23 protein-coding genes are annotated in these 25,829 nt (G+C 71.4%); 9 read left to right on the forward strand and 14 right to left on the reverse strand.

The features are described from left to right. The first annotated feature begins 166 nt into the window (after window positions 1-166). The gene (locus tag KBB57_RS02415) at window positions 167-1,114 is read left to right on the forward strand and encodes an AEC family transporter (RefSeq protein ID WP_290746239.1); all 948 of its coding nucleotides are present in this window, start codon (window positions 167-169) and stop codon (window positions 1,112-1,114) included. Here KBB57_RS02415 and KBB57_RS02420 read toward each other — a convergent pair. After that, window positions 1,098-2,033: a LysR family transcriptional regulator gene (locus tag KBB57_RS02420; protein WP_290746242.1), complete on the reverse strand. Its 936-nt coding sequence runs from the start codon at window positions 2,031-2,033 to the stop codon at window positions 1,098-1,100. The two genes, KBB57_RS02415 and KBB57_RS02420, sit on opposite strands and share 17 nt — an antisense overlap. A gap of 113 nt (window positions 2,034-2,146) precedes the next feature. On the opposite strand from KBB57_RS02420, the gene KBB57_RS02425 reads away from it, so the two are divergent. Next, the gene (locus KBB57_RS02425) at window positions 2,147-3,373 is read left to right on the forward strand and encodes a urate hydroxylase PuuD (protein WP_290746245.1); all 1,227 of its coding nucleotides are present in this window, start codon (window positions 2,147-2,149) and stop codon (window positions 3,371-3,373) included. 132 nt (window positions 3,374-3,505) lie between these two features. Then, on the forward strand, window positions 3,506-4,387 hold the full coding sequence (locus KBB57_RS02430; protein WP_290746248.1) for a hypothetical protein: 882 nt from the start codon (window positions 3,506-3,508) through the stop codon (window positions 4,385-4,387). 430 nt (window positions 4,388-4,817) lie between these two features. Here the strand turns inward: KBB57_RS02430 and KBB57_RS02435 are convergent, their stop codons facing one another. From KBB57_RS02435 to KBB57_RS02460, 6 genes are all read right to left on the reverse strand, one after another. Continuing rightward, entirely contained in the window at window positions 4,818-5,216 is a 399-nt protein-coding gene (locus KBB57_RS02435) for a F0F1 ATP synthase subunit epsilon (protein ID WP_290746251.1), read from the reverse strand. Window positions 5,217-5,220: 4 nt separating this feature from the next. Beyond that, the gene (gene atpD / locus KBB57_RS02440; RefSeq protein WP_290746254.1) at window positions 5,221-6,648 is read right to left on the reverse strand and encodes a F0F1 ATP synthase subunit beta; all 1,428 of its coding nucleotides are present in this window, start codon (window positions 6,646-6,648) and stop codon (window positions 5,221-5,223) included. Between the two features lie 19 nt (window positions 6,649-6,667). Next, complete coding sequence (locus tag KBB57_RS02445) at window positions 6,668-7,543, reverse strand: F0F1 ATP synthase subunit gamma (RefSeq protein WP_290746257.1); 876 nt, start codon at window positions 7,541-7,543, stop codon at window positions 6,668-6,670. 26 nt (window positions 7,544-7,569) lie between these two features. Continuing rightward, window positions 7,570-9,108, reverse strand: a complete 1,539-nt coding sequence (gene atpA / locus KBB57_RS02450; RefSeq protein ID WP_290746260.1) for a F0F1 ATP synthase subunit alpha — start codon at window positions 9,106-9,108, stop codon at window positions 7,570-7,572. Continuing rightward, window positions 9,108-9,668, reverse strand: coding sequence for a F0F1 ATP synthase subunit delta (locus KBB57_RS02455; RefSeq protein ID WP_290746262.1), 561 nt, complete (start codon window positions 9,666-9,668; stop codon window positions 9,108-9,110). The genes atpA and KBB57_RS02455 overlap by 1 nt, the downstream gene beginning before the upstream one ends. Before the next feature lie 172 nt (window positions 9,669-9,840). Then, window positions 9,841-10,632, reverse strand: coding sequence for a class I SAM-dependent methyltransferase (locus KBB57_RS02460; RefSeq protein ID WP_290746265.1), 792 nt, complete (start codon window positions 10,630-10,632; stop codon window positions 9,841-9,843). A gap of 71 nt (window positions 10,633-10,703) precedes the next feature. Between KBB57_RS02460 and gloB the strand changes: the two genes are divergently transcribed. Beyond that, complete coding sequence (gloB, locus tag KBB57_RS02465; RefSeq protein WP_290746268.1) at window positions 10,704-11,462, forward strand: hydroxyacylglutathione hydrolase; 759 nt, start codon at window positions 10,704-10,706, stop codon at window positions 11,460-11,462. Between the two features lie 544 nt (window positions 11,463-12,006). After that, window positions 12,007-14,337 carry an ATP-dependent Clp protease ATP-binding subunit ClpA gene (clpA, locus tag KBB57_RS02470; RefSeq protein WP_290746271.1) on the forward strand — a complete coding sequence of 777 codons (2,331 nt, stop codon included), beginning with the start codon at window positions 12,007-12,009 and terminating at the stop codon, window positions 14,335-14,337. Between the two features lie 151 nt (window positions 14,338-14,488). Here the strand turns inward: clpA and KBB57_RS02475 are convergent, their stop codons facing one another. The 5 genes from KBB57_RS02475 to KBB57_RS02495 form a co-directional block, all read right to left on the reverse strand. Then, entirely contained in the window at window positions 14,489-15,487 is a 999-nt protein-coding gene (locus KBB57_RS02475) for a hypothetical protein (protein WP_290746274.1), read from the reverse strand. A 223-nt stretch (window positions 15,488-15,710) separates the two neighbouring features. Continuing rightward, window positions 15,711-17,654 (reverse strand): 1-deoxy-D-xylulose-5-phosphate synthase, encoded by a 1,944-nt coding sequence (dxs, locus tag KBB57_RS02480; protein ID WP_290746277.1) that lies wholly within the window; start codon window positions 17,652-17,654, stop codon window positions 15,711-15,713. A gap of 17 nt (window positions 17,655-17,671) precedes the next feature. Beyond that, complete coding sequence (locus KBB57_RS02485) at window positions 17,672-18,562, reverse strand: polyprenyl synthetase family protein (RefSeq protein WP_290746280.1); 891 nt, start codon at window positions 18,560-18,562, stop codon at window positions 17,672-17,674. Window positions 18,563-18,565: 3 nt separating this feature from the next. Continuing rightward, a complete protein-coding gene (locus KBB57_RS02490; RefSeq protein ID WP_290746283.1) occupies window positions 18,566-18,811 on the reverse strand; it encodes an exodeoxyribonuclease VII small subunit in 246 nt (81 codons plus the stop codon). Then, window positions 18,804-19,742: a histone deacetylase family protein gene (locus KBB57_RS02495; RefSeq protein WP_290746286.1), complete on the reverse strand. Its 939-nt coding sequence runs from the start codon at window positions 19,740-19,742 to the stop codon at window positions 18,804-18,806. Before KBB57_RS02495 ends, KBB57_RS02490 begins: the two co-directional genes overlap by 8 nt. A 127-nt stretch (window positions 19,743-19,869) precedes the next feature. Between KBB57_RS02495 and KBB57_RS02500 the strand changes: the two genes are divergently transcribed. The 3 genes from KBB57_RS02500 (at window position 19,870) to KBB57_RS02510 (ending at window position 22,501) form a co-directional block, all read left to right on the forward strand. Continuing rightward, complete coding sequence (locus KBB57_RS02500) at window positions 19,870-20,412, forward strand: DinB family protein (protein WP_290746289.1); 543 nt, start codon at window positions 19,870-19,872, stop codon at window positions 20,410-20,412. Window positions 20,413-20,507: 95 nt separating this feature from the next. Then, window positions 20,508-20,696, forward strand: coding sequence for a PLD nuclease N-terminal domain-containing protein (locus tag KBB57_RS02505; RefSeq protein ID WP_290746291.1), 189 nt, complete (start codon window positions 20,508-20,510; stop codon window positions 20,694-20,696). Further along, the gene (locus tag KBB57_RS02510; protein ID WP_290746294.1) at window positions 20,696-22,501 is read left to right on the forward strand and encodes an aminopeptidase P family protein; all 1,806 of its coding nucleotides are present in this window, start codon (window positions 20,696-20,698) and stop codon (window positions 22,499-22,501) included. The genes KBB57_RS02505 and KBB57_RS02510 overlap by 1 nt, the downstream gene beginning before the upstream one ends. Before the next feature lie 234 nt (window positions 22,502-22,735). Here KBB57_RS02510 and fnrL read toward each other — a convergent pair whose 3' ends face one another. Next, entirely contained in the window at window positions 22,736-23,485 is a 750-nt protein-coding gene (gene fnrL, locus KBB57_RS02515) for a transcriptional regulator FnrL (RefSeq protein WP_290746297.1), read from the reverse strand. A gap of 90 nt (window positions 23,486-23,575) precedes the next feature. Between fnrL and KBB57_RS02520 the strand changes: the two genes are divergently transcribed. Continuing rightward, entirely contained in the window at window positions 23,576-24,904 is a 1,329-nt protein-coding gene (locus KBB57_RS02520) for a radical SAM protein (protein WP_290746300.1), read from the forward strand. Window positions 24,905-24,921: 17 nt separating this feature from the next. On the opposite strand, the gene KBB57_RS02525 is transcribed toward KBB57_RS02520, so the two are convergent. Beyond that, window positions 24,922-25,476 (reverse strand): hypothetical protein, encoded by a 555-nt coding sequence (locus tag KBB57_RS02525; protein ID WP_290746303.1) that lies wholly within the window; start codon window positions 25,474-25,476, stop codon window positions 24,922-24,924. Window positions 25,477-25,829: the final 353 nt, after the last annotated feature.

Consider the following 25,829-nt stretch of genomic DNA (forward strand, 5'->3'; position numbering starts at 1 on the left):
CCTCTCGTGCATTCCCGCAGAAATTAGTCGGGTTAACGGGGAATGCCAAGAGCGCCTGTCCGGGCGGCGGAGCAGGGGCTCGCGCGGCGGCGGCCGGGAGGCTCTGGCCGCGGCGGGCGGGGCGGGGTAGACCTGCGCCCGCCCGTCCTGCGCCGCGTCGAGGCCGATGCCCGAGACCCTGTCCCTTACCGGCACGATCTTCGTCCTGATCGGCGTCGGCTACCTCGCCGTGCGCGGCGGCCTGCTCGGCCCGGGGGCGGCGGGCGCGCTCGGCGGCTATGTCGCCAACCTGGCGCTGCCGGCGCTGATCTTCGCCGCGCTGACCACCCGGCCGCTCGGCGAGGTGGTCGACGCCGGCTATCTCCTCGCCTATGGCGCGGGGTCGCTGGCCGTGCTCGGGCTCGGCTACGGCTGGAGCCGGGCGAGCGGCTACACGGCGGTCGCGAGCACGTTCCGCGCCATGGGAATGTCCTGCGCGAACAGCGGGTTCATCGGCTATCCCGTGCTGATGATGGCGCTGCCCGCGGTGGCGGCGCCGGCGCTGGCGCTGAACATGATCGTCGAGAACCTGCTGCTGATCCCGCTGGTCCTCGCCCTCGCCGAGGCGGCCCGGGGCGGGGCGGGGGGCGGGGCCGGCCCTATCCTGCGCCGGCTGTCGCGGAACCCGATCATCCTCGCGCTGGTGGCGGGCGTGGCCGTGTCGGCCGCCGGCGTGGCGCTGCCGGGGCTCGTCGCGCGGAGCGTCGGCCTCCTCGCGCAGTCGAGCGCGGCGGCGGCGCTGGTGGCGATCGGCGCGTCGCTCGCGGCGCTGCCCGCGGAGGGCGCGGCGGGGGGCAGGGGGCTCGCCGGGATCGCTCCGGTGGCGCTCGGCAAGCTCGTGCTCCACCCGCTCGCCGTGCTGGCCGGGCTCGGGATCGCGGGGCGCATGGGCCTCGCCGTCGCGCCGGATCTGGCCAAGGCGGTGGTGATCATGGCCGCGACCCCGGCGATGGGGATCTACCCGATTCTCGCCGGCCAGTATGGCGAGGGGCGGCCGGCCGCGCTGGCGATGCTCGCGATGACCGTCTGCGCCTTCGCGACGCTCAACGCGCTCCTCGTCATTCTGGGACCGTGACGGCCTCCGCCAGGGCGTCGACGACCGCCTTGCGGCAGGCGGCGACCATGTGGTCGATGAAGAGCCGGACCTTGGGATCCTGCAGGCGCTTGTGCGGGAAGAGCGCGGCGAGGCTGACGCTCTCGGGCGGCGTCTCCTCGGCGACGACGACGAGCTCGCCGGAGCGCAGGTAGTCGACGATCTCGAAGACCGGCTTCAGGACGATGCCGCGCCCGGAGAGCGCCCAGCCGGTCAGCACGTCGCCGTCGTCGGATTCGAAGGGGCCGGAGACGTCGAAGCGCTGCGGGCCGGCGGGGGTGACGAGGGTCCAGACGAACTCGCGGGTGCCGGGAAAGCGCAGCATCAGGCAGCTGTGGCGGTCGTCGACGAGGTCCTGGCCGCCGCGCGGCTTGCCGCGGCGGGCCACGTAGTCCGGCGAGGCGACGAGCGCCCGCGGGCAATCGGCGATCGGGCGGACCCGCAGGCTCGAATCCTCGAGCGCGCCGAGCAGGAAGGCGACGTCGAGGCCCTCCGCGGTGACGTCGACGCGGCGGTCGGACAGGCGCAGGCGCACGTCGATCTGCGGGTAGAGGTCCTTGAAGCCAGGAATCAGCGGCGCGATCAGGCGCTTGCCGATGCCGAGGGGGGCCGCGACGTGGATCGAGCCGCGCGGGCTGCGCGAGACGTCCGCCACCGCGGCCTCGGCTTCCTCGATCGTCTCGAGGATCTTGATGGCGCCCTTGTAGAAGATCGCGCCCTGCTCGGTCGGCTGCAGGCTGCGGGTGGTGCGGTTGAACAGGCGCACCCCGAGATGCCGCTCGAGCTCGGCGACGCGCGCCGAGGCGACGGCGGCGGAGACGCGCTGGTCCCTCCCGGCCGCCGACATCGAGCCGAGCTCGTAGACCCGCACGAACGTCCGGAGCGTGTTGACGTAGGACATCGCCGGGACGCTACCACTTTCTTGGAAATCGCGAAAGTGCTGTGGCGCTTGCGGGATTTTCGCGGAGAGGGTTCTCGGTCATTCTGCGCCGATCGGGTTTGGGAGGACCGCGCATGTACGATTTCGCCGTCGTCTGGGAATGGCTCGCCTTTGCGGTGCGATGGCTACACGTCATCACCGGCATCGCCTGGATCGGGTCGTCGTTCTACTTCGTGGCGCTGGACCTCGGTCTGCGCAAGGTCCCCGGCCTGCCGGCGGGGGCGCATGGCGAGGAGTGGCAGGTCCACGGGGGCGGTTTCTACCACATCCAGAAATACCTGGTGGCGCCGGAGCGGATGCCGGAGCACCTCGTCTGGTTCAAGTGGGAGAGCTACGCGACCTGGCTCTCGGGCTTCGCGATGCTCTGCATCGTCTATTATGCCGGCGCGGAGATCTTCCTGATCGACCCGACGGTCTGGGCGCTGTCGGTGCCCTTCGCCATCCTGATCTCCATGGCGTCGCTGTCGCTCGGGTGGCTGCTCTACGACAACCTCTGCAAGTCGCGGCTCGCCGAGAACCCGACATTCCTGATGGTGCTGCTCTTCGGCATCCTCGTCGTCATGGCCTGGGGCTACACCCACATCTTCACCGGGCGGGCGGCGCTGCTGCATCTCGGCGCCTTCACGGCGACGATCATGTCGGCCAACGTGTTCTTCGTGATCATGCCGAACCAGCGCATCGTCGTCGCCGACCTGAAGGCCGGGCGGTCGCCCGATCCGAAATACGGCAAGATCGCCAAGCTGCGCTCGACGCACAACAACTACCTGACGCTGCCGGTCCTGTTCCTGATGCTGTCGAACCACTACCCGCTGGCCTTCGCCACCGAGTACAACTGGCTGATCGCGAGCCTCGTGTTCCTGATGGGCGTCACCATCCGGCACTACTTCAACACGATCCACGCCGGCGGCGGCAACCCGACCTGGACCTGGCCGGTCACCGCCGCGATCTTCGTCGCCATCATGTGGCTGTCGACGATCGGCGGCCCGACCGAGACCAACGAGGACCAGGCGCTGACCGCCTTCCAGCAGCAGTTCGCCTCGGTGGACGGCTTCGGGGATGTGGCCGACACGGTGCGGGGGCGCTGCTCGATGTGCCATGCCCGCGAGGTCTACTGGCCCGGGCTGATCCATGCGCCGAAGTCGGTCTATCTGGAGACCGACCAGGACATCGCCAGCCGGGCGCGGGAGATCTACCTCCAGGCGGGACGGTCGCACGCCATGCCGCCGGGCAATGTCAGCGGCATGGAGACGGTGGAGCGGCAGCGCATCGTCGACTGGTACCGGACCGCCGTGGCGGGGTGATCCGGTCCTCGTTAAGCAAGGTCTGGACGGGGGGCTTCACGCGCCCCCCGCTTTGCGTTAGTATGTTGCACGTGCGAAATGGGTGCTGTGCGCCGCGGGGGGGATTCTGCGGCCTGTGTGCGAGCGAGCGACATGAACGCGATGACGGGAGACGAGTACCGCCGGTCCGGCCGGGGCGGCGCCGGCAGGCTTGAGCCCGTCATGGTCGATCTGCCTCCCGATCCCTTCGAGGACCTTGCCGCCCCGCCGATGCGGCTGGGGCCGCCGCCGCCCCGACCGGCGCCGGCGCGTCCCGTGGAGCCGGTCGCTCCGCCGGCGCCGCCGGCCGTGTCGCTGGCGTCGCACGAGGATCTGGCGGACCATCCGTTCGAGCTGACCGATGCCGGGCCGGAGGCGCCGCATGAGGGCGGCGCGGCCGAGGCGCGGCCTTCGTTCGAGGCGACGTTCGCCGGCGTCTCCGACCCGGTTCCGCAGCCGGCGCTGGCGGTGCGGCAGCGGGCGGCCGTGGCGCCGCCGCCGGCGCCCGCGTCGCGGGGGCTGCGGCAGCTGCGGGCGGCGGTGCTGGTCGGGCTGCTCACCGCGGCGGCGATCGTGGCGCTGGCGGTGATGTTCCGGCCCGAGCCGGCGGCCGAGGTCGCGGCCGACGCCGCGGCGGTTCCGACGGAGCTCGGCTCCGGGCCGGTTCCCGCGCCTGCCGCCGCCGGGCCGGCGGCGACGGCGGTCGCCGCGGCGAAGGTGCGGCTGCGGGTCGATCCCGACATGCCGGAGGCGCGGCGGGCGGCGCTGGGGGCGGCGATCGACACCGCCGGCTATGGCGCGCTCGAGGTCTCGCCGACCACGGCCCCGATCGACCGCGGCCGGGTCGAGTATTTCCACCCCGCCGACGAGGCGGCCGCCGAGGCGCTGGCGCGGAGCCTCGCGCCGCTGACCGGCGGGCCGCTCGACGTGCATGACCTGTCGGCCATCACGCTGGGGGCCGAGCCTGGCCGCATCGACGTCTGGGTCGCGCAGTAGGCCCCTGCGGGCCGGGGGGGCAGCGCGGCAGGGGGCGTGCCGGCCGGCGGGTCGCGTGGGCGGAGAGCGCCGGTCAAGCGGTTTGGAATCACGCCGTGGGCGCCGGGTTCCGTACAGCGTGTTCACGCGTGAAAATTACCCAAGCCATTGATTTATCATGATTTGTTATAATATAACGTCAACGGAATACGCTGCAAGACGGAGGCGGCAGCGGTCGACCAGCGGCGAGGTCTCGCCTTCCCGACGGGTCCCACAGGGTGACATGCGCATGTCAACCTGCTCGACGCGGAGCGGGTGGGGCAGGGAGGGCGCCAGTTCCAAGGGAGTCGAACGGCGCCGCGAGATGCGCCTCGTGTCCCGTAGTGCGTTGGCGAGATCCGGCACAAAAAAGGGGCCCGCGAGGCGGGCCCCCGGATTCGGAGCAGAGAGGTCAGATGCCGAGGATGCCGCCGAGGTGGCGGGCGTCGCGGAGGCGCTGGTCGATCTGCTGGCGGAGGTCGTCGCTCGCGCCGGCGAGCTCCTTCTCCACCGCCGCGATCATGTCGGCGATCATCTCCTTGGCGCCGGCGTCGCGGGGCGTCGCCTGCTCGGCGAGGATGGTGGCCGCCTCGCGCGAGACCTCGGCGAAGCCGCCGGTCACCACGAACTCGGCCGTCTCGCCCGCCGATTCGACCCGGACGACGCCGGGCCGCAGCGTGGTCAGGAACGGCGCGTGGTTCGGCATCGCCGTCATGTCCCCGGACATGCCGGGGATGACGACGCGCGTCGCCGCCACCGAGGCGAGCTTGCGCTCGGGGCTGACGAGGTCGAACTGGAGGGTGTCCGCCATCGGATCAGGCCGCCTCGGCCGCCATCTTCTCGGCCTTCTTCACCACCTCGTCGATGCCGCCGACCATGTAGAAGGCGGCCTCCGGAAGGTGGTCGAACTCGCCGGCCACGACGCGCTTGAAGCTGTCGATGGTCACCTCGATCGGCACCTGCACGCCGGGCGAGCCGGTGAACACGGCGGCCACGTCGAAGGGCTGCGACAGGAAGCGCTGGATCTTGCGGGCCCGCGCCACGGTGAGCTTGTCCTCCTCGGAGAGCTCGTCCATGCCGAGGATGGCGATGATGTCCTGGAGCGACTTGTAGCGTTGCAGGATGCCCTGGACCTGGCGGGCGACGTTGTAGTGGTCCTCGCCGACGACCTGCGGGTCGAGGATGCGCGAGGTCGAGTCGAGCGGGTCCACGGCCGGGTAGATGCCGAGCTCGGAGATGGCGCGCGACAGCACCGTGGTGGCGTCGAGGTGCGCGAAGGAGGTGGCCGGCGCCGGGTCGGTCAGGTCGTCGGCCGGCACGTAGATCGCCTGCACGGAGGTGATCGAGCCGTTGCGGGTCGAGGTGATCCGCTCCTGCAGCGCGCCCATGTCGGTGGCGAGCGTCGGCTGGTAGCCCACGGCGGAGGGGATGCGGCCGAGAAGCGCCGACACCTCAGAGCCCGCCTGGGTGAAGCGGAAGATGTTGTCGACGAAGAAGAGCACGTCGGTGCCGCTCTCGTCGCGGAACTGCTCGGCCATGGTCAGGCCGGAGAGCGCGACGCGCATGCGGGCGCCCGGCGGCTCGTTCATCTGGCCGAACACCAGCGCCACCTTGGACTTCGAGAGGTCGTGCTCGTCGATGACGCCCGATTCGATGAACTCGTGGTAGAGGTCGTTGCCCTCGCGGGTGCGCTCGCCGACGCCGGCGAAGACCGAGAAGCCGGAATGCACCTTGGCGACGTTGTTGATCAACTCCTGGATCAGCACCGTCTTGCCGACGCCCGCGCCGCCGAAGAGGCCGATCTTGCCGCCCTTGGAGTAGGGGGCGAGGAGGTCGATCACCTTGATGCCGGTGACGAGGATCTCCTTCTCGGTCGCCTGGTCGGCGAACTCGGGGGCGGGCTGGTGGATCGGGCGGCGCTCCTCGGCCTCGACCGGGCCCTTCTCGTCGACGGGGTCGCCGACGACGTTGAGGATGCGGCCGAGCGTCGCCTTGCCGACGGGCACGGCGATCGGGCCGCCGGTGTCGGTGACCACGGCGCCGCGCACGAGGCCCTCGGTCGCGTCCATGGCGACGGCGCGGACGGTGGCCTCGCCGAGGTGCTGGGCGACCTCGAGCACGAGACGCGCGCCGTTGTTCTCGGTCTCGAGCGCGTTGAGGATCTCCGGCAGATGCCCTTCCTCGAACTGCACGTCGACGACGGCGCCGATGATCTGGGTGATCTTGCCCACGGGGTTTGCCATGGCGGCCTCCGTCCCTTTCCTAGAGCGCCTCGGCGCCCGAAATGATCTCGATGAGCTCGCTGGTGATCGCCTGCTGACGCGACCGGTTGTAGGTGATGGTCAGCTTGCTGATCATGTCGCCCGCGTTGCGCGTGGCGTTGTCCATCGCGCTCATGCGCGCGCCCTGCTCGGACGCGCCGTTCTCGAGGAGCGCGGTGAAGATCTGCGTCGCCACGCCGCGCGGGAGCAGGTCGGCGAGGATCGCCTCCTCCTCCGGCTCGTACTCGTAGAGCGCGGCCCCGCCGCCGCCCTCGGGCTTCTCGAAGACGGCGGGGATCAGCTGGCGCTGGGTCGGGACCTGGGCGATCACCGACTGGAAGCGGTTGTAGAAGATCGAGCAGACGTCGAACTCGCCGGCGTTGTAGCGGTTCAGCACGTCCTGGGCGATGGCCGAGGCGTCGCCGTAGCCCATGCGCTTGACGGCGGAGAGATCGACATGGCCGATCAGGTAGCGCGCGTAGTCGCGGCGCAGCTGCTCGCGGCCCTTCTTGCCGACCGTGAGGATCTTGACGTTCTTGCCCTCGGCGATCAGCCGCGCGGCGCGCGCCTTGGCGAGCTTCACGATCGAGGAGTTGAAGGCGCCGCAGAGGCCGCGCTCGGCGGTGGCGACGACGAGGAGATGCGTCTCGTCCTTGCCGGTCCCGGCGAGGAGCCGCGGCGCCGAGGCGCCGCCGGACACGCCGCCCGCGAGGTTGCCGAGGACCGCCTCCATGCGCTCGGCGTAGGGCCGGGCGCTCTCGGCGGCCTCCTGGGCGCGGCGGAGCTTGGCCGCCGCGACCATCTGCATGGCCTTGGTGATCTTGCGCGTCGACTTGACGCTCTCGATCCGGATCTTGAGGTCCTTCAGGCTCGGCATGGGCCGCGCTCCCTAGTCGACGCGGCTCAGGCGAAGGTCTTCGAGAAGGAGTCCAGCACGTCGCGGATCTTCTTCTCCAGCTCGCCCGCGATCTTCTGGTCGTTGGTGCGGATCTCCTCGAGGAGCCCGGCCTGGTTGTTGCGCAGGTGGGCGAGGAGGCCGCGCTCGAACCGGCCGACGTCGGCGACCGGCAGGCGGTCGAGGTAGCCCTGGGTGCCGGCGAAGATGACGATGACCTGCTCGGCGTTGGTCAGCGGCGAGTACTGCGGCTGCTTCAGGAGCTCGGTCAGCCGGGCGCCGCGGTTGAGGAGGCGCTGGGTGGCCGCGTCGAGGTCGGAGCCGAACTGCGCGAAGGCCGCCATCTCGCGGTACTGGGCGAGCTCGAGCTTCACCGAGCCGGCGACGGACTTCATGGCCTTGGTCTGGGCCGAGGAGCCGACGCGGGACACGGAGAGGCCGACGTTCACCGCCGGGCGGATGCCCTGGTAGAACAGCTCGGATTCGAGGAAGATCTGGCCGTCGGTGATCGAGATCACGTTGGTCGGGATGTAGGCGGAGACGTCGCCGGCCTGGGTCTCGATGACCGGGAGCGCCGTCAGCGAGCCCGAGCCGTGGTCGGCGTTGAGCTTCGCGGCGCGCTCCAGCAGGCGCGAGTGGAGGTAGAACACGTCGCCCGGGTAGGCCTCGCGGCCGGGCGGGCGGCGGAGCAGCAGCGACATCTGGCGGTAGGCGACGGCCTGCTTGGAGAGGTCGTCGTAGATGATGAGCGCGTGCATGCCGTTGTCGCGGAAGTACTCGGCCATGGCGCAGGCGGCGTAGGGCGCGAGGTACTGCATCGGCGCCGGCTCGGAGGCCGTGGCGGCGACGATGATCGAGTAGTCGAGGGCGCCCGACTGCTCCAGCGTGCGGACGAGCTGGGCGACGGTGGAGCGCTTCTGGCCGACGGCGACGTAGACGCAGTAGAGCTTCTGGCCCTCGTCGGAGCCGGCGGCCTCGTTGTAGGACTTCTGGTTCAGGATCGTGTCGAGCGCCACCGCGGTCTTGCCGGTCTGGCGGTCGCCGATGATCAGCTCGCGCTGGCCGCGGCCGATCGGGATCAGGGCGTCGATCGCCTTGAGGCCGGTCGCCATCGGCTCGTGGACCGAGCGGCGGGGGATGATGCCGGGGGCCTTGACGTCGGCGACGCGGCGCTCGGCCGCCTCGATCGGGCCCTTGCCGTCGATCGGGTTGCCGAGGGCGTCGACGACGCGGCCGAGCAGGCCCTTGCCGACGGGGACGTCGACGATCGACCGGGTGCGCTTGACGACGTCGCCTTCGCCGATGTCGCGGTCGGAGCCGAAGATCACGACGCCGACGTTGTCGACCTCGAGGTTCAGCGTCATGCCGCGGATGCCGCCGGGGAACTCGACCATCTCGCCGGCCTTGACGTTGTCGAGGCCGTGGACGCGGGCGATGCCGTCGCCGACGGAGAGGACGCGGCCGACCTCCGCAACCTCGGCCTCCTGGCCGAAGTTCTTGATCTGCTCCTTGAGGATCGCGGAGATCTCGGCGGCTTGGATCGACATTATCCGACCTCTTTCATGACGTTCTGCAGCTTGGCCAGCTTCGAGCGGATCGAGGTGTCGATCATGCGCGAGCCGATCCTGACGACGAGGCCGCCGATGAGGCTCTCGTCGACCTTGACGTTGAGCTCGACGTCCTTGCCGACGCGTTCCTTGAGCGTGGCCTTGAGCGCGGCGGTCTGCTCGTCGCTGAGCGCCGTGGCGGAGGTCACCTCGGCGGAGACCTGGCCGCGCTCGGCGGCGATCATGCCCTTCACCGCGGCGATCAGCGCCGGGGCGACGAAGAGGCGGCGGTTCTTCGCCATCAGGCCGAGGGTGTTGGCGACCTCGGGGCCGAGGCCCATGCGGGCGGAGAGCGCCTTCACCGCCGCGGCCGTCTCGTCGCGGGGGAAGACCGGCGAGGCGATGAGCTGGCGCAGGTCGGCGCTCTCGGCGAGGGCGGCGGAGACGGCGTCGAGATCGGTCTCGACCGCGTCGAGCCTGCCGCCTTCCTTCGCGAGTTCGAAGAGCGCCGTCGCGTAGCGGCCGGCTATTCCGGAGGTCAAGGATTCAGAACCGGCCACGACCACCCTTCCGTTCCAGAGACCCCTCGGCCCCGCCCGGCGCGCGCCTTCGCAGTCGCGAGAAGCTCACGGCCCGGTGAGGTCGGCGCGGTGATAGCAGAGGGATCGCAGGGTGGCAATACGGCCGAGCAACTTCCGTTCGCGGTCGCGGGAGCCGGCTTTCCGCGGATTTTCAGCGCCCCGCCCGGGAGTTCCGGGCCGCGACGGCGGCGCGTCCCCGGACGGGCTCCGGGCGCGGGCGCGCCAGGCCCTCGAGCGCCTCGAGCGGCCCGAGGATCGACGCCTTCGCGCCGGGGCGCGGCCGCGCATAGACCTGCTTCGTCGCCTCGACGAGCAGCGCGCCGGCGACGAGGTGGGGGTCGAAGCGGCGGCCGAGGCGCTCCCAGAGATGCGCCGTCTGCAACCAGAAGCGCCGGTGCGAGGGCGGCGCGTAGAGCGCCGCGGCGTGGCGGCCGGCGGCGAGGCCGTGGCGGTCGAGAATCGCCTCGACCTGGCCGAAGGTGTAGGGACGCCCGAAGCCGAAGGGGGTGCCCTCGCGCCGCGCCCAGAGGCCGGAGCGGTTCGGCACGATGAAGGCCGCCTGGCCCTGCGGCGCGAGGACGCGCCAGATCTCGGCGAGGAGCGCGTCGGGCCGCTCGCAGGTCTCGAGCCCGTGGGCGACGATCAGCCGGTCGACGGAGCCGGTCTCGATCGGCCAGCGCGTCTCCTCGACCAGCGCGCTGACGTTCGGGCCGCCGACCGGCCAGTGCATCACCCCCTGCTGCGCCGGCATCAGCGCCACCACCCGGCGGGCGTCGGCGAGGAACGGCCGCAGCATCGGCGCGGCGAAGCCGAAGCCGACCACGGTCATCGCCCGCGTCTCCGGCCAGAGCCCGCGCAGGGCGTCCTGCAGCGCGCGCTGCGTCGTCCGGCCGAGCTTCGTCCGGTAGTAGAAGGCGCGCAGGTCGAGCACGTCGAGATGCATTGCGCGACCCTAGCCGATCCGGCAGGGTGCCGCCACGCCGAAGACCGCCACGCGAAGGCCGGGAGGCCGCCATGCCGCTCGAGATCGTCACGGTTCCCTGCCGGACCGACAACTACGCCTACCTGGTCCGCGACGCCGACCTCGGGACGACGACGCTCGTCGACGCGCCGGAGGCCGGGCCGATCGCGGCCGAGCTCGACCGGCGGGGCTGGGGGCTCGACGCGATCCTGATCACCCATCACCACGACGACCACATCGCGGCGGTGGACGCGCTGCGCGATCGCTACGGGGCGGAGGTCTGGGGCGCCGCCGCGGACGCGCGCCGGCTGCCGCGGCTCGACCACGCCGTCGCGCCGGGCGACAGGGCCGGGCCGGTGGGCGCCGAGGTGCTGAAGGCGCACGGGCACACGCTGGGGCACGTCGCCTATCATGTGCCGGCGGCGGAGGCGCTGTTCTCGGCCGACAGCCTGATGGTGATGGGCTGCGGCCGGCTCTTCGAGGGGACGGCGGCGGACATGTGGGAGACGCTGGGCCGGCTGTGCGCGCTGCCGCCGGCGACGCGGCTCTATTCCGGGCACGAGTATACGGAGGCGAACCTGCGCTTCGCCCGCTCGCTCGGCTCCGACGCCGCGCTGGAGGCGCGGGCGGCGGAGATCGCGGCGACGCGGGCGGCGGGCCGGCCGACGATGGGGCCGACGCTGGCGCTGGAGCGGGAGACGAACCCGTTCCTGCGCGCCGCCGACGCCGACATGAAGGCCCGCGTCGGCATGGCGGGCGCGCCGGACGTCGAGGTCTTCGCCGAGATCCGCCGGCGCAAGGACGCCTTCTGAGGCGACATGCGCTGGAGCGCCTCGCCCCCGGGCGGGGCGCGGCGGGCGCCCCCATCCCCGCCGATGCTCCCGCGAGATGTCGATGGGCCGGGGCGCAACCGCCGACGCGGGAGCGGGCGCGGCGCTCGTCCGGGGCCCCGCCGGCGCGACCGGCGCCAACGGATCGGCCGTCTGTCGCCCGCGGCGTGACGCCCCGCGCGGCGAGCCGCCGGGGACCCCTTGCGCGGGGCGGTCGCGGCGCCGATATGAGCGTCGTCTCCCACCCCTCGCGACCCCGGAACGCCGGAAAGGCGTTGTTCCGGCGCCGCCGCCCCGGGCAGGAAGGCGTTCCGGCTGTCCGGTGCGTGACCAGAACGTGACACCCGGTAACCTAGCCGAATAAGTGTTTTGCCCTTTGCCCGACGCGTGGGCATAATCCTTCCCCAGCGGCCCTTGAAGGATGGTGGGCAAAACCGAAGTTTAAGGGACGACGGGTAAGGATCGAGGTCACTTGCCCGCGCCGGCGGGAACCGCTGGCGGGTTTCAGACCGGAAGGACGTGGATTATGCCCTCTTTCTCGAGTACCCTCGAAGCCGCCATCCACAACGCGCTCGGGCATGCGAACCAGCGCAAGCACGAGCTTGCGACGCTGGAGCATCTCCTGCTCGCACTCCTCGACGAGCCCGAGGCCGCAAAGGTGATGCGGGCCTGCGGGGTCGACATCGAGAAGCTGCGCAAGAACATCGTCGCCTTCCTCGACGAGGAGCTCGACGCGCTCATTTCCGACGTCGACGGCTCGGAGGCCGCGCCGACCACCGGCTTCCAGCGGGTGATCCAGCGCGCGGCGATCCATGTCCAGAGCTCGGGCCGCTCGGAGGTCACCGGGGCGAACGTGCTGGTCGCGATCTTCGCCGAGCGCGAGAGCCACGCCGCCTATTTCCTGCAGGAGCAGGACATGACCCGCTACGACGCGGTCAACTACATCAGCCACGGCGTCGCCAAGGACCCGTCCTACGGCGAGAGCCGGCCGGTGAAGGGCGCCGAGCCCGCGCCGGAGCAGAAGCAGTCGGCCTCCGCCTCCGCCTCGAAGGAGGGCGAGGAGACGGCGCTGCAGAAGTACTGCGTCGACCTGAACGAGAAGGCCCGCAAGGGCGACGTCGACCCGCTGATCGGCCGCGACCTCGAGGTCGAGCGCTGCATCCAGGTCCTGTGCCGGCGGCGCAAGAACAACCCGCTGCTCGTGGGCGACCCGGGCGTCGGCAAGACCGCGATCGCCGAGGGCCTCGCGCGCAAGATCGTCGACGGCGAGACGCCGGGCGTGCTCGCCGACACCACCATCTTCGCGCTCGACATGGGCGCGCTCCTCGCCGGCACCCGCTACCGCGGCGACTTCGAGGAGCGGCTGAAGGCGGTGATGAAGGAGCTGGAGAACCACCCGAACGCCATCCTCTTCATCGACGAGATCCACACGGTGATCGGCGCGGGCGCGACCTCCGGCGGCGCGATGGACGCGTCCAACCTGCTGAAGCCGGCGCTCCAGTCGGGGACGCTGCGCTGCATGGGCTCGACCACCTACAAGGAGTATCGCCAGCACTTCGAGAAGGACCGGGCGCTGGCGCGGCGGTTCCAGAAGATCGACGTGAACGAGCCGTCGGTCGAGGACGCGTTCAAGATCCTCAAGGGGCTGAAGCCCTATTTCGAGGACCACCACGACGTGCGCTACACCCAGGACGCCATCCGCTCGGCGGTGGACCTGTCGGCGCGCTACATCCACGACCGCAAGCTGCCGGACAAGGCGATCGACGTGATCGACGAGGCCGGCGCGGCGCAGCACCTGCTGCCGGAGAGCCGGCGGCGCAAGACCATCACCTCGAAGGAGATCGAGGCGGTGGTGGCGAAGATCGCGCGGATCCCGCCGAAGAACGTGTCGAAGGACGACGCCGAGGTGCTGAAGGATCTCGACACCACTCTGAAGCGGGTGGTGTTCGGCCAGGACGCGGCGATCGAGGCGCTGGCCTCGGCGATCAAGCTGAGCCGGGCCGGGCTGAGGGAGCCGGAGAAGCCGATCGGCAACTACCTGTTCACCGGGCCCACGGGCGTCGGCAAGACCGAGGTGGCCAAGCAGCTCGCCGACAAGCTCGGCGTGGAGCTGCTGCGCTTCGACATGTCGGAGTACATGGAGAAGCACACCGTCAGCCGGCTGATCGGCGCGCCGCCGGGCTATGTCGGCTTCGACCAGGGCGGGCTGCTGACCGACGGCGTGGACCAGCATCCGCATTGCGTGCTGCTGCTCGACGAGATGGAGAAGGCGCATCCGGACGTCTACAACATCCTGCTGCAGGTGATGGACCACGGCAAGCTCACCGACCACAACGGCCGGACGGTGGATTTCCGCAACGTCGTGCTGATCATGACCTCGAACGCCGGCGCGGCCGAGCAGGCGCGGGAGGCGATCGGCTTCGGGCGGTCGCGGCGCGAGGGCGAGGATTCGGCGGCGGTCGAGCGGATGTTCACGCCGGAGTTCCGCAACCGGCTCGACGCGGTCATCAGCTTCGCGCCGCTGCCGCGGGAGGTGATCCTCCAGGTGGTGGAGAAGTTCGTGCTCCAGCTCGAGGCGCAGCTCCTCGACCGCAACGTGCAGATCGAGCTGACGCCGGAGGCGGCGGACTGGCTGGCGGAGAAGGGCTACGACGACAAGATGGGCGCGCGGCCGCTCGGCCGGGTGATCCAGGAGAACGTCAAGAAGCCGCTGGCCGAGGAGCTGCTGTTCGGCAAGCTGACCAAGGGCGGGCTGGTGCGGGTGACGGTGGCCGACGGCGCGCTGAGGCTCGTCATCGAGGCCGCCGAGGCGCCGCGCATCGCCTCCAAGCGGCCGCCTTTGCTGACGGCGGAATAAGCGGCGGCGGGGACCTTCGCGACGACAGGGCCCGGGCGGCGACGCCCGGGCCTTTTGCTTTCGGGGCGGGCGGATGCCCCGATTGGATCGGCGCGACGATCGTGACGAAGCGTTACGCACTTAGCCACCGCGACGGAATTTGTGTCTTGGCTCAGGATGAAACCGGCGGTAGGTCTGAAAAAATTTCAGGCTGGCGCACTCTCAGTGCGAGGGACAAGGCTTGTTGTTCTTCGCCGCTCGCGCTGCGCTTGCGCTCAGCAATCTCGCGTATTTGATCCTCAGGCATCGACAACAACGACGAGAGTTGAGCAAGATTGACTCCCGAAGCTTCGATTGCCTGATTCAATCCGATGGCCCAGCGGCGTACGTCTTGGTTAACGGAGAAAAAATCGGAACCTATGGTCGATATTCTGGTATATGCCCGCTCCGAAAGCATGCCCGAGACAATGCCTACAAATGAAATAAAGAATGGATCTAACGGAACCTCCGCACCGGAAGCATTTATGGATAGCTGTCCAGCCTTAAGAAAAACCAATATGATCAGTGCGCTCATGCTTCCTATAAATGGAAGAAGCATAAATCGTCTAGGGGAAAGATCGTCGTCCATACGGACAAAGGACCATGTCATGGCTATAACGCTTCCAAGTAAACCCATAAACATCATCAATAAAAGTGTAAGAATTTCTTGAGGAAGTTTTATTAGCTCGCCATAAAGCGGGATCTCTTCATAAAATCTGCGCACGTCGAAGAATCTGGTTAAATTGTGACTGCTCTTTATTTTATCAATTTCTGCTAGCTTCGTGGCTTCAAATTGCGCAAACCTTTCGGCCTCGCCCTCCGAATAGAGGTTGTCACGCGTCTGCGCGGCGGCAGTGAACCGAGCGAATGCATCGCATCTCTCGTCTCGGGGCCCTTCGCCACTACCGCAGTTTTCTATAAGACTCTGAAAAAGGGGGGATACCACAAAGTCCTGCTCGTCTATCCAGAAATTCCCTTCCGTCATTACATTTAGAGCGCTTTCAATCTCCCCTTTAACTCGGTAGAGTTTGTCATTGTGCTCTATTTCCTGATAGACGCGAGCAATGGCTCGTGTCACATTTCCTTCCGCATCGAGCAAATCCTCGTAACGTAGCACTTTCAGGTCGCTCATAGCTTCTCGCACCTGCATAGTACTTAACAAGCCAACCACAGAGAAAACTGCAATCGCGTAGAGGACCAGTAAATAAATCCCAGAAAAAACTGAATATAAAAAACGAATAATTCGAAGCATATCGTGAGCCTCATTCTGATCGAGCGGATCGTCTCCAGAAAAAATGACGTAGTCTAAAATTGTATCACAATTAAATCAAAAAATCAATACACATCAACCGCAGCTAAGTCGCCTTCCATTTGCCCACCCGCGCCACGCCCAGCACCGCCAGAACCTTCGCCTCGATCTGCTCGGCGTTCATCGCGGCGGCGGCGTACATCTTCGCCGGGCTGTCCTGGTCGATGAAGGTGTCGGGCAGGACCATGGAGCGGAACCGCAGGCCGCGGTCGAAGACGCCCTCCTCCGCCAGCAACTGCGCGACGTGGGAGCCGAAGCCGCCGATGGCGCCTTCCTCGATGGTGATCAGCGCCTCGTGCTCGCGGGCGAGGCGGAGGATCAGGTCGCGGTCGAGCGGCTTGGCGAAGCGGGCGTCGGCGATCGTCGGGGCCATCCCGCGCGCCGCCAGCGCCTCGGCCGCCTTCAGCACCTCGGCGAGGCGGGCGCCGAAGGAGAGGATGGCGACGCGCGCGCCCTCGCGGATCACCCGGCCTCGGCCGATCTCCAGCGGGCGGCCGCGCTCCGGCATCTCGACGCCGACGCCGTCGCCGCGCGGGAAGCGGAAGGCGGAGGGGCGGTCGTCGAGCGCCGCGGCGGTCGCGACCATGTGGACGAGCTCGGCCTCGTCCGCCGCGGCCATCACCACGAAGTCGGGCAGCGAGGCGAGGAAGCCGATGTCGAAGGCGCCGGCATGGGTCGGCCCGTCGGCGCCGACCAGCCCGGCGCGGTCGATCGCGAAGCGCACCGGCAGGCGCTGGATCGCCACGTCGTGGACGACCTGGTCGTAGCCGCGCTGCAGGAACGTCGAGTAGATCGCGCAGAACGGCCGCATCCCCGCGGCGGCCAGCCCGGCGCAGAAGGTCACGCCGTGCTGCTCGGCGATGCCGACGTCGAAGCAGCGCCGCGGAAAGCGCTCGGCGAAGAGGTTCAGGCCCGTGCCGTCCGGCATCGCGGCGGTCACCGCGACGATGCGGTCGTCCGCCTCGGCCTCGCGGATCAGGCTCTGCGCGAACACCTTGGTGTAGGAGGGCGCGTTCGACGGGGCCTTGACCTGTGCGCCGCTCGTGACGTCGAACTTCGCGACGCCGTGGTACTTGTCCGAGGCGCGCTCCGCCGGCGCGTAGCCCTTGCCCTTCTTCGTCAGCGCATGGATCAGCACCGGCCCGTCGGCGCGGGTCTTCACCGTGCGCAGCGTCGCGAGGAGCTGGTCCATGTCGTGGCCGTCCACCGGGCCGACATAGGAGAAGCCGAGCTCCTCGAAGAGCGTGCCCCCGACGGTCGCGTGCTTCACCATGTCGCGCGCCCGCTTCGCCCCCTCCTGCAATGGCGGCGGCAGCAGGCGCACCGCCCCCTTGGCGACGGAATAGAGCTCCTGGAACGGCTCGCCGGCGTAGAGCCGCGCGAGGTAGGAGGACATCGCGCCGACCGGGGGCGCGATCGACATCTCGTTGTCGTTGAGGATGACGATCAGCCGCTTCTTCAGATGGCCGGCGTTGTTCATCGCCTCGTAGGCCATGCCCGCCGACATGGCGCCGTCGCCGATCACCGCGATCACGTCGCCGACGTCCGGGGCGCCGAGGTCGCGCGCCACCGCGAAGCCGAGCGCGGCGGAGATCGAGGTCGAGGAATGCGCCGCCCCGAACGGGTCGTAGGCGCTCTCCGCGCGCTTGGTGAAGCCCGAGAGCCCGCCGCCGGCCCGCAGCGTGCGGATGCGGTCGCGCCGCCCGGTCAGGATCTTGTGCGGATAGCACTGGTGGCCGACGTCCCAGATCAGCTTGTCGGTCGGGGCGTTGAAGACCGCGTGGATCGCCACCGTCAGCTCCACGACGCCGAGCCCGGCCCCGAGATGGCCGCCCGTCACCGAGACGGCGGAGATCGTCTCGGCGCGCAGCTCGTCGGCGACGGCGCGCAGCTGGGCGTTCGACAGGCCGCACAGGTCCGAGGGCAGGTGGATGCGGTCGAGATGCGGGGTGTTCGGACGGGGGTCGCTGTTCAGGGGGTCGCTGGACATCTGGCTTCCTTCGCGCGTCAGGCCGGGCGCTCGACGACAAACGCCGCGGCCTGCCGGAGGGTTTCCGCCGCCGAGCCGTAGGGCGCAAGGGCGTCGCAGGCGCTGGCGGCGAGCTCGCGCGCCCGCGCCCGCGCCCCGTCGAGCCCGAGCAGCCCGACGAAGGTCGCCTTGCCCGCCGCCGCGTCCTTGCCGACGCGCTTGCCGGCGGTCTCGGGATCGCCCTCGACGTCGATGATGTCGTCGCGGATCTGGAAGGCGAGGCCGAGGTCGGCGGCGTAGCGGCGCATCGGCTCGGGGTCGGAGCGGCCGAGGATCGCGCCCGCCTCCGCCGCCCAGACGATCAGCGCCCCGGTCTTCAGCGCCTGGAGCCCGGAGATGGCGGCGAGGTCGAGCGGCTCGGCCGCCCGCTCGGCGGCGAGGTCGAGCGACTGCCCGCCGACCATCCCCGCCGCCCCGGCCGCCTGCGCCAGCCGATGGATCAGCCGCACCTGCATCCGCGGGTCGATGCCGCCCTGCGGCGCGGCGAGGATCTCGAAGGCGAGCGCCTGCAGCGCGTCGCCGGCCAGCACCGCGGTCGCCTCGTCCCATTTGACATGGACGGTCGGCTGGCCGCGCCTTGTGTCGTCGTCGTCCATGCAGGGCATGTCGTCATGGACGAGGCTGTAGGCGTGGACGCATTCCACCGCCGCCGCCGCCCGCAGCGCCTGCGCGGCCGGGGCATGGAACAGCGCCGCGCTCTCCATGGCGAGAAAGGCGCGCAGCCGCTTGCCGCCGCCCAGCGTCGCGTAGCGCATCGCCTCGGCGAGCGGCGTCTCCGGCGGCGGCAGCAGCGCCGCGAGCGTCGCCTCGACGGCGGCGGCGTGCGCGCGCAGGCGCTCCGTGAAGCGGGTCAGCGTCGCCTCGTCCATGGCTCAGGCCGGGTCGAGCGGCTTCGCGCCGATGGCGGTTCCGTCCGGCCCGGCGACGATCTGCGCCACCCGGGCCTCGGCGGCCTTGAGCTTCGCCTCGCAATGCCCGCGCAGCTCGGCGCCGCGGGCGTAGAGCGCGATCGATTCCTCGAGCGGCGCGGCGCCCGATTCCAGCCGATGCACCACCGCCTCGAGCTCGGCCAGCGCCGCCTCGAAGCTCATCTCCCCGACCGGGGTCTCCTCAGCCATGGCCGCGCTCCATCAGCACGCGCACATGCGCCGCCACCGAGCCCGCCAGCGCCCCGAGGTCGTAGCCGCCCTCCAGCGTCGAGACCACGCGCCCCTCGCAGCACATGTCGGCGAGGTCGCAGAGCCGGCTGGTCGCCCAGGCGAAGTCGGCCTCGGTCAGGTTGAGGTTCGCCATCGGGTCGCGGGCATGGGCGTCGAAGCCGGCCGAGATCAGGATCAGCTCCGGCTTGTGCGCCTCGATCGCCGGCAGCACGCGGCCGATGAAGCCCGCGCGGAACGCCGGCCCGCCGGCGCCCGGCGGCAGCGGCACGTTGACGATCTGCCCGTGCGCGCCGACCTCCTCCGCCGCCCCGGTGCCGGGATAGAGCGGCATCTGCTGCGACGAGCAGAACAGGATGCGCGCGTCGTCCCAGACGAGGTCCTGGGTGCCGTTGCCGTGGTGGACGTCGAAATCGACGATCGCCACCCGTTCGAGCCCGTGCGCCTCCAGCGCATGGCGCGCGCCCACGACGACGTTGCCGAAGAAGCAGAAGCCCATGGGCGTCGCCTTCTCGGCATGGTGGCCGGGCGGGCGCACCGCGCAGAAGGCGTTGTCCACCTCGCGCCGCACCACCATGTCGACCGCCGCCACGACCGCGCCCGCCGCGCGCCGCGCCGCGGTCAGCGAGGCCGGTCCCATGAACGTGTCGGCGTCGAGCTCGACCCAGCCGGCGTTGGGGGTGCGTGCCGTCAGCTGCGCGAGATGCCGCTTCGGATGCGCGCGCAGCAGCTGCTCGTCGTCGGCGAGCGGCGCGTCGACCCGCACCAGATAGGCGAACTCCTCCGCCTCCAGCGCGGCGCTGATCGCCTGCAGCCGCTCGACCCGCTCCGGGTGGCCCGGCGGGTTGACGTGCAGGAGGCAGTCGGGGTGCGAGATCAGCGCCGTCGTCATCGGCGCGACGTTATTCCGCCCGCCCGGCGGGTTCAAACGCTATTCGGCCGTGCGGGCGGACTACCGCGGACGATCGTCCCACGCTAGGATTCGCACGCGGCGCGGGCGGAGAGGACGACGGGGGAATATGGGCAAGGCGTTGATCCGGCATTTCCGGGCGATGGCGCGCAACAACGCCTGGGCGAACGACCGGCTGCTCGCGGCCTGCCGCAAGCTCGGGCCCGGCGAGTTCGAGGCCACCCGCACCAGCTTCTTCCCCTCGATCCGCGAGACGCTGAACCACAACCTCCTGGTCGACCTCTACTATCTCGACGCGCTGGAGGAGGCGGGCAGGGGGCGCGCCATCGGCCGCGACTGGCGCGCCATCGGCACCGCGCGCGGGCTCCGCACGGCGCAGGCGCGGGCGGACGCCCGCCTCGTCGCCTTCTGCGACCGGCTGACCCCGGACGCCGCCCGGCGCAAGGTCGACGTCGACCGCGGCGATCCCGTGCCGGAGCGCGTCGACCACCTGCTCGCCCATCTCTTCCAGCACCAGATCCACCACCGCGGCCAGGCCCACGCCATGCTGGCCGGGACCTCGGTCAGGCCGCCGCAGCTCGACGAGTTCTTCCTCGACTACGACCGCGACCCGAACGCCGTCACCCTCGGCCACTGGCCGGTCCCCGACTGAGGCCGACCGAGGCCCGACTGAGGCCCGACCGCGGACTGGCGGGCCGCGGCGCGGGGCGCTACATCAGGCGGGCGACACGGGCGGGGAGGTGAGCCATGCGCTTCGAGACGGTCGGCATCGGCGGCTTCATCCTGCTCGCCCTCGACATCTGGGCGATCATCTCGATCGTCGGCTCGGGCGCCAGCACCGGGTCGAAGGTGATCTGGGTCCTCGTCATCCTGTTCCTGCCGCTCCTCGGCTTCATCGCCTGGCTGCTGTTCGGCCCGCGCGCCGCGAGGAGCTGATGCTCCAGCAGGTCCACCGCCGCACCACCCCCGACGCCGCCGCGCCGCGGCTGGCCCGGCTGCGGGCGGCGATGGCCGAGGCCGGGGTCGACGCCTTCCTCGTGCCGCGCGCCGACGCCCACCAGGGCGAGAACGTCGCCCCCCGCGACGAGCGCCTCGCCTGGCTGACCGGCTTCACCGGCTCGGCCGGCTTCGCCGTCGTCACCCGCGACGCCGCCGCGGTCTTCGTCGACGGCCGCTACCGCCTCCAGGTTCGCGCCGAGACCGACCCGGCCTGCTTCGCGAGCCAGAGCCTCCCCGACGACCGGCTCGCCGACTGGCTGGTCGCGGCGCTCCCCGGCGGCGGGCGGGTCGGCTTCGACCCCTGGCTGCACGGCGCCGCCGAGATCGAGGCCCTCGCCGCCGCGCTGGAGCCGCGCCAGCTCGCGCTCGCCCGCGTCGCGAACCTCGTGGACGCGGTCTGGGACGACCAGCCGCCGCCCCCCGCCGCGCCGCTCGCCGTCCAGCCCGACGCGCTCGCCGGGCGCAGCGCCGCCGACAAGCGCGCGGCCATCGCCGCCGACCTTGCCGGCCGCGGCCTCGCGGCGGCGGTCCTCACGCTCCCCGATTCGATCGCCTGGCTCCTCAACGTCCGCGGCGCCGACGTCGCCCGCACGCCCGTGCCCCTCGCCTTCGCCGTCCTCGCCGCCGACGGGACGGTCGATCTCCTCGTCGACCCCGCCAAGCTCGGCCCCGAGGTCGCCGCCCATCTCGGCGCAGGGGTGCGCGTCCGTCCCGAGGCGGAGCTCGGCGCCGTCCTCGACGGCCTGACGGGCCGCGTCGCCGTCGACCGCGCCACCGCGCCGGTCTGGGTCTCCGACCGCCTGCGCGCCGCCGGCCGCGCCGAGGTCGTCTGGACCCCCGACCCCTGCGCGCTCCCCAAGGCGACCAAGACCCCGGCCGAGATCGCCGGGACCCGCGCCGCCCATCTGCGCGACGGCGCGGCGATGGCGCGCTTCCTCGCCTGGCTCGACGCGGCCGCGCCCGCGGGCGGCCTGACCGAGATCGACGTCGTCCGCCGGCTCGAGGACATCCGCCGCGACACCGGCGCGCTCCGCGACATCTCCTTCGACACCATCTCCGGCGCCGGCCCCAACGGCGCCATCGTCCATTACCGCGTCTCCGAGGCGACCAACCGCCCGGTCCGCCCGGGCGAGCTCCTGCTCGTCGACAGCGGCGCGCAGTACCAGGACGGCACCACCGACGTCACCCGCACCATCGCCGTCGGCGCCCCGCCTCCCGGCGCCGCCGCCGCCTTCACGCTGGTGCTGCGCGGCCTGATCGCCATGAGCCGGCTGCGCTGGCCGCCGGGCCTCGCCGGGCGCGACATCGACGCCATCGCCCGCGCGCCGCTCTGGGCCGCCGGGCTCGACTACGACCACGGCACCGGCCACGGCGTCGGCAGCTATCTCGGCGTCCACGAGGGCCCGGCCGGCCTGTCGCGCCGCTCGACCGAGCCGATCCTGCCGGGAATGATCCTGTCCATCGAGCCCGGCTATTACCGCGAGGGCGCCTTCGGCATCCGCATCGAGAACCTCGCCGTGGTCCGCCCCCCCGAGATCCCGGAGGGCGGCGAGCGCCCGATGCTCGGCTGGGAGACCCTGACGCTGGCCCCCGTCGACCGCCGCCTGATCGACCCCGCCCGCCTCGACGCCGGCGAGCGCGCCTGGCTCGACGCCTACCACGCCCGCGTCGCCTCCGAGCTCGCCCCGCTCGTGCCGGAAGACGTCGCCCCCTGGCTCCGCGCCGCCTGCGCGCCGCTCTGATGTCACACGGGCGGCGGGGGACCGGCGGCGGCGCCTCGCCGCGCGACGGCTCCCGCAGGTCGACATGCGCATGTCGACCTGCCCGACGCGGAGCGGCCGGGGGCAGGGAGGGCGCAAGCTTCAAGTGAGTCGAACGGCGCCGCGCCCGGCCTCGGCGCCGTGCCGGGGGTGCGCAGGGTGAACCAACCACGTGACCCCTCCGCGCCTCTGCGAAGCCGGCCCCCCCCCGTCGCCTCAGGACAGCACGCCCCCGTCCGCGTCGTCGCCCGATTCGTCGATCAGCCGCAACAGGTCCGGCACCCGCACCATGCGGTTCTCGCCGAGCTCGACCAGCTTGTCCCGGCGCAAGGCCGAGATCTGCCGGCTCACCGTCTCGATGGTCAGCCCGAGATAGTCGGCCATCGCCTCGCGGGTGATGTAGAGCGGGAAGATCAGCTCGCCCGGCCGCCGCTCCCGGTTCAGCGCCGCGTCCCGCCGCGCCATGATCACGAAGAGGCTCGCGATCTTCTCCCGCGCCGTCTTGCGCCCGAGGAGCAGCATCCATTCCCGGGCGCTGTCGAGCTCGTCCAGCGTCATCTGCAGCAGCCGCCGCTCGATCTGCGGCATCCGCGTCACCAGCCGCTCGAACTCGGGCTTCTGGAACATGCAGAACACCGTGTCGGTCGCCGCCACCACGTCGTAGGCGTTGGTCCCCCGCCCGGGCCGCCCGAGGAAGTCCGACGGCAGCAGCAGCCCCACCATCTGCCGGCGCCCGTCCGCCAGCGTCCGCGACAGCATCGCCACCCCGGAGACCACGCTCCCCACCATCACCATCCGCTCGCCCGCCCAGGCGATGGTCTCGCCGGGCTCGTAGCTGCGGTAGGTCTTGATTCGGTCGAGCTCCTCGAGGTCGTCGTGCTCGCAATACGCGCAGACCGCGCGGCGCCGGATCGGGCAATCCTCGCAATTGGTCTCTACCGTCTTGTGCGGAAGGCTGACCGCCAATTTCCTCGCCCCCGAGCCTGTTCTAGCGAAGCTAGTCGCCCGCTTGATCAGGATCAAGGCGCGGCGGCCGCTTGCGTAAAGGCTGCGGCCATGACGACCGCCGTCCAGACCGGGGAGCCCCCCGCGCGGGAGCGCCTCGCGCCCCGCTACGCCACCTACCCGACCGCCGCGCGCTTCCGCGCCGACGTCGGCCCCGCCGACAGCGACGCCTGGCTCGCCGCCCTGCCGCCGGGGCCGGCGCTCGCGGCGCGGGTCCACGTGCCGTTCTGCCGCCAGCTCTGCGCCTTCTGCTGCTGCCGCACCCAGCACGCCCGCTCCGCCGCGCCGGTCCTCGCCTATGCCGGGGCGCTCGTCGCCGAGATCGGCCGCGCCGCCCGGCTCCTGCCGGCGGGCGCGACCCTCGTCGCCGTGGCGCTGGCCGGCGGCTCGCCGACGATCCTGCCCGCCCCGGCGATTCGCGCCCTCGGCCGCGCGCTCGACGACCTCGCGCCCCGCGCCCCGGACGCCCGCTTCAGCGTCGAGATCGAGCCGCACGGCGTGGCGCGCGACCGCCTCGACGCGCTCCTGGCGATCGGCGTCGACGCCGCCGTCATCGGCCTCCAGGACCTCGACCCGGCCGTGCAGGACGCCATCGGCCGCGAGCTGCGGCTCGACCGCGTCGCCGCCACCGTCCGCCGGCTGCGCGCCGCCGGCGTCCGCCACCTGACGATCGAGGTCCTCTACGGCCTGCCGCGGCAGACCGCCGCCTCCTTCGCCGGGACCTGCGCGGCCGCGGCGGCGCTCGCCCCCGACCGGGTCGTGCTGACGGGCTACGCCCACGTCCCCTGGATGGCCAAGCGCCAGAGCCTGATCCCCGAACTGAGCCTGCCCGCCGAGCCCGGGCGGGCGGCCCAGTTCGCCGCCGGCGCGGCCGCGCTGGCCGCCGCCGGCTTCGCCCGGCTGGGGATCGACCTCTTCGTCCGCGCGGGCGATCCGCTTTCCGCGGCCGCCGCGGCGGGCGCGCTGCGCCGCGACCTCGCCGGCTGGCTCGCCGCCCCGGTCGACGCGGCGCTCGGCTTCGGGGCCGCCTCGATCTCGCGGCTGCCGCAGGGCTACGTGCAGAACCTCGCCGAGACCGGCGCCTACGTCGCCCGCGCCGCCGCCGGCGCCTCCGCGACGGCCCGCGGGCTCGCGCTCGGGCTGGAGGACCGGGTGCGCGGCCGCGCCATCGAGATGCTGCTCGCCGGGCGGCGCATCGACCTCGCCCGCCTCGCCGCCGAGTTCGGCGACTTCGCCCGCCGGGTCGAGCCCGCCTGCGACGCCGCCGCCCGCCGCTTCCCGGCGATCGCGACGCTGGGCCCCGACCTCCTCGAGATCGGCCCCGTGCCGCCCGCCGACCTCCGCGAGATCGCCCGCCTCTTCGACGCGCACGAGGGCTGACGCCGGGCGGGCAAGGCTCAGAGGCTGCCGCCGTCGATGAACTTGCCGTTCGTCGTGCCGTCGGCGGCCATGTTGCAGACGCCCTGCCGCTTGCCGGAGACCACCTCGATCAGCCACGTCCCCGCCGCGCCCTTGCGGGCGTCGGTGGCGTAGATGCTGCTCTTGCGCAGGCTCCAGTTGCTCGCCGCCTTGTCGACGCAGCCCTTCATCGCCTTCTGCGGCACGCCGGAGAACTTCGCCCCGCCGCCCCCGCCCTGCTGCGCCTTGCGCTCGCGCTGCCCGGCGTCGTAGCCGGCGCCGTAGGTATTGGCGGGCAGGCTCTTGCGATAGCGCGCCCCGGCGAGCCCGTCGCGGTAGCCCGCCTCGAACTCCGCCTTCTGCTGGCCGGTCGCGAAGGTCTTGCCGGGCGGATAGTCGCTGTCGTCCTGCGCCAGCGCGGCGACCCCGAGCGCGGCCGCCGCCGCCAGCGCCACGGCGGCCGCGACGTTCTTCGACTTGTTCCCGGCGGCGGCCGGCGTCCCCGCGGCGGCGAGCGTCACGCTGGCGAGAATGGCGATGGCGATCCTGGTCACGGGCGCTTCCCTCCCTGCTCGACGGAGCCTCGCACGGCTCCGGCCCGAACGCCAGCGCCCGGCCGGCCACGCGTCGGCCCCGGCCGGGCCAACGCCTGCCGCTGACACACTGCACGACGCATGCCCTGAGGGCGCGCGGACGCCGAGCGACCGAAGCGGGCTTGCCCGCGAGGCCCGGCGCGACAAGCGAAAGCATTGCTTTCGCCGCGCCGACGGCTGGAGCGCGGTTGCGCGCGGAAGCCGTGAGGGGCGCCGATTTCTGCGGGAGCGCGCCATCCGTCCGTGATCGCCCCGGCGAGCGCGGAATCGCGCTCGCGCCCCGAGGGGCGATCGCGGACGGATTTGCCACGGGT

The sequence above is a fragment of the Amaricoccus sp. genome, from assembly GCF_017993425.1.
In the GTDB taxonomy this organism is placed as follows: domain Bacteria; phylum Pseudomonadota; class Alphaproteobacteria; order Rhodobacterales; family Rhodobacteraceae; genus Amaricoccus.

Bases quoted from the DNA above. Each gene is read 5' to 3' on its own strand.
- KBB57_RS02415 (WP_290746239.1), top strand. From the start codon at position 167: ATGCCCGAGACCCTGTCCCTTACCGGCACGATCTTCGTCCTGATCGGC.
- KBB57_RS02420 (WP_290746242.1), bottom strand. From the start codon at position 2,033: ATGTCCTACGTCAACACGCTCCGGACGTTCGTGCGGGTCTACGAGCTC.
- KBB57_RS02425 (WP_290746245.1), top strand. From the start codon at position 2,147: ATGTACGATTTCGCCGTCGTCTGGGAATGGCTCGCCTTTGCGGTGCGA.
- KBB57_RS02430 (WP_290746248.1), top strand. From the start codon at position 3,506: ATGAACGCGATGACGGGAGACGAGTACCGCCGGTCCGGCCGGGGCGGC.
- KBB57_RS02435 (WP_290746251.1), bottom strand. From the start codon at position 5,216: ATGGCGGACACCCTCCAGTTCGACCTCGTCAGCCCCGAGCGCAAGCTC.
- atpD (WP_290746254.1), bottom strand. From the start codon at position 6,648: ATGGCAAACCCCGTGGGCAAGATCACCCAGATCATCGGCGCCGTCGTC.
- KBB57_RS02445 (WP_290746257.1), bottom strand. From the start codon at position 7,543: ATGCCGAGCCTGAAGGACCTCAAGATCCGGATCGAGAGCGTCAAGTCG.
- atpA (WP_290746260.1), bottom strand. From the start codon at position 9,108: ATGTCGATCCAAGCCGCCGAGATCTCCGCGATCCTCAAGGAGCAGATC.
- KBB57_RS02460 (WP_290746265.1), bottom strand. From the start codon at position 10,632: ATGCATCTCGACGTGCTCGACCTGCGCGCCTTCTACTACCGGACGAAG.
- gloB (WP_290746268.1), top strand. From the start codon at position 10,704: ATGCCGCTCGAGATCGTCACGGTTCCCTGCCGGACCGACAACTACGCC.
- clpA (WP_290746271.1), top strand. From the start codon at position 12,007: ATGCCCTCTTTCTCGAGTACCCTCGAAGCCGCCATCCACAACGCGCTC.
- KBB57_RS02475 (WP_290746274.1), bottom strand. From the start codon at position 15,487: ATGAGCGACCTGAAAGTGCTACGTTACGAGGATTTGCTCGATGCGGAA.
- dxs (WP_290746277.1), bottom strand. From the start codon at position 17,654: ATGTCCAGCGACCCCCTGAACAGCGACCCCCGTCCGAACACCCCGCAT.
- KBB57_RS02485 (WP_290746280.1), bottom strand. From the start codon at position 18,562: ATGGACGAGGCGACGCTGACCCGCTTCACGGAGCGCCTGCGCGCGCAC.
- KBB57_RS02490 (WP_290746283.1), bottom strand. From the start codon at position 18,811: ATGGCTGAGGAGACCCCGGTCGGGGAGATGAGCTTCGAGGCGGCGCTG.
- KBB57_RS02495 (WP_290746286.1), bottom strand. From the start codon at position 19,742: ATGACGACGGCGCTGATCTCGCACCCCGACTGCCTCCTGCACGTCAAC.
- KBB57_RS02500 (WP_290746289.1), top strand. From the start codon at position 19,870: ATGGGCAAGGCGTTGATCCGGCATTTCCGGGCGATGGCGCGCAACAAC.
- KBB57_RS02505 (WP_290746291.1), top strand. From the start codon at position 20,508: ATGCGCTTCGAGACGGTCGGCATCGGCGGCTTCATCCTGCTCGCCCTC.
- KBB57_RS02510 (WP_290746294.1), top strand. From the start codon at position 20,696: ATGCTCCAGCAGGTCCACCGCCGCACCACCCCCGACGCCGCCGCGCCG.
- KBB57_RS02520 (WP_290746300.1), top strand. From the start codon at position 23,576: ATGACGACCGCCGTCCAGACCGGGGAGCCCCCCGCGCGGGAGCGCCTC.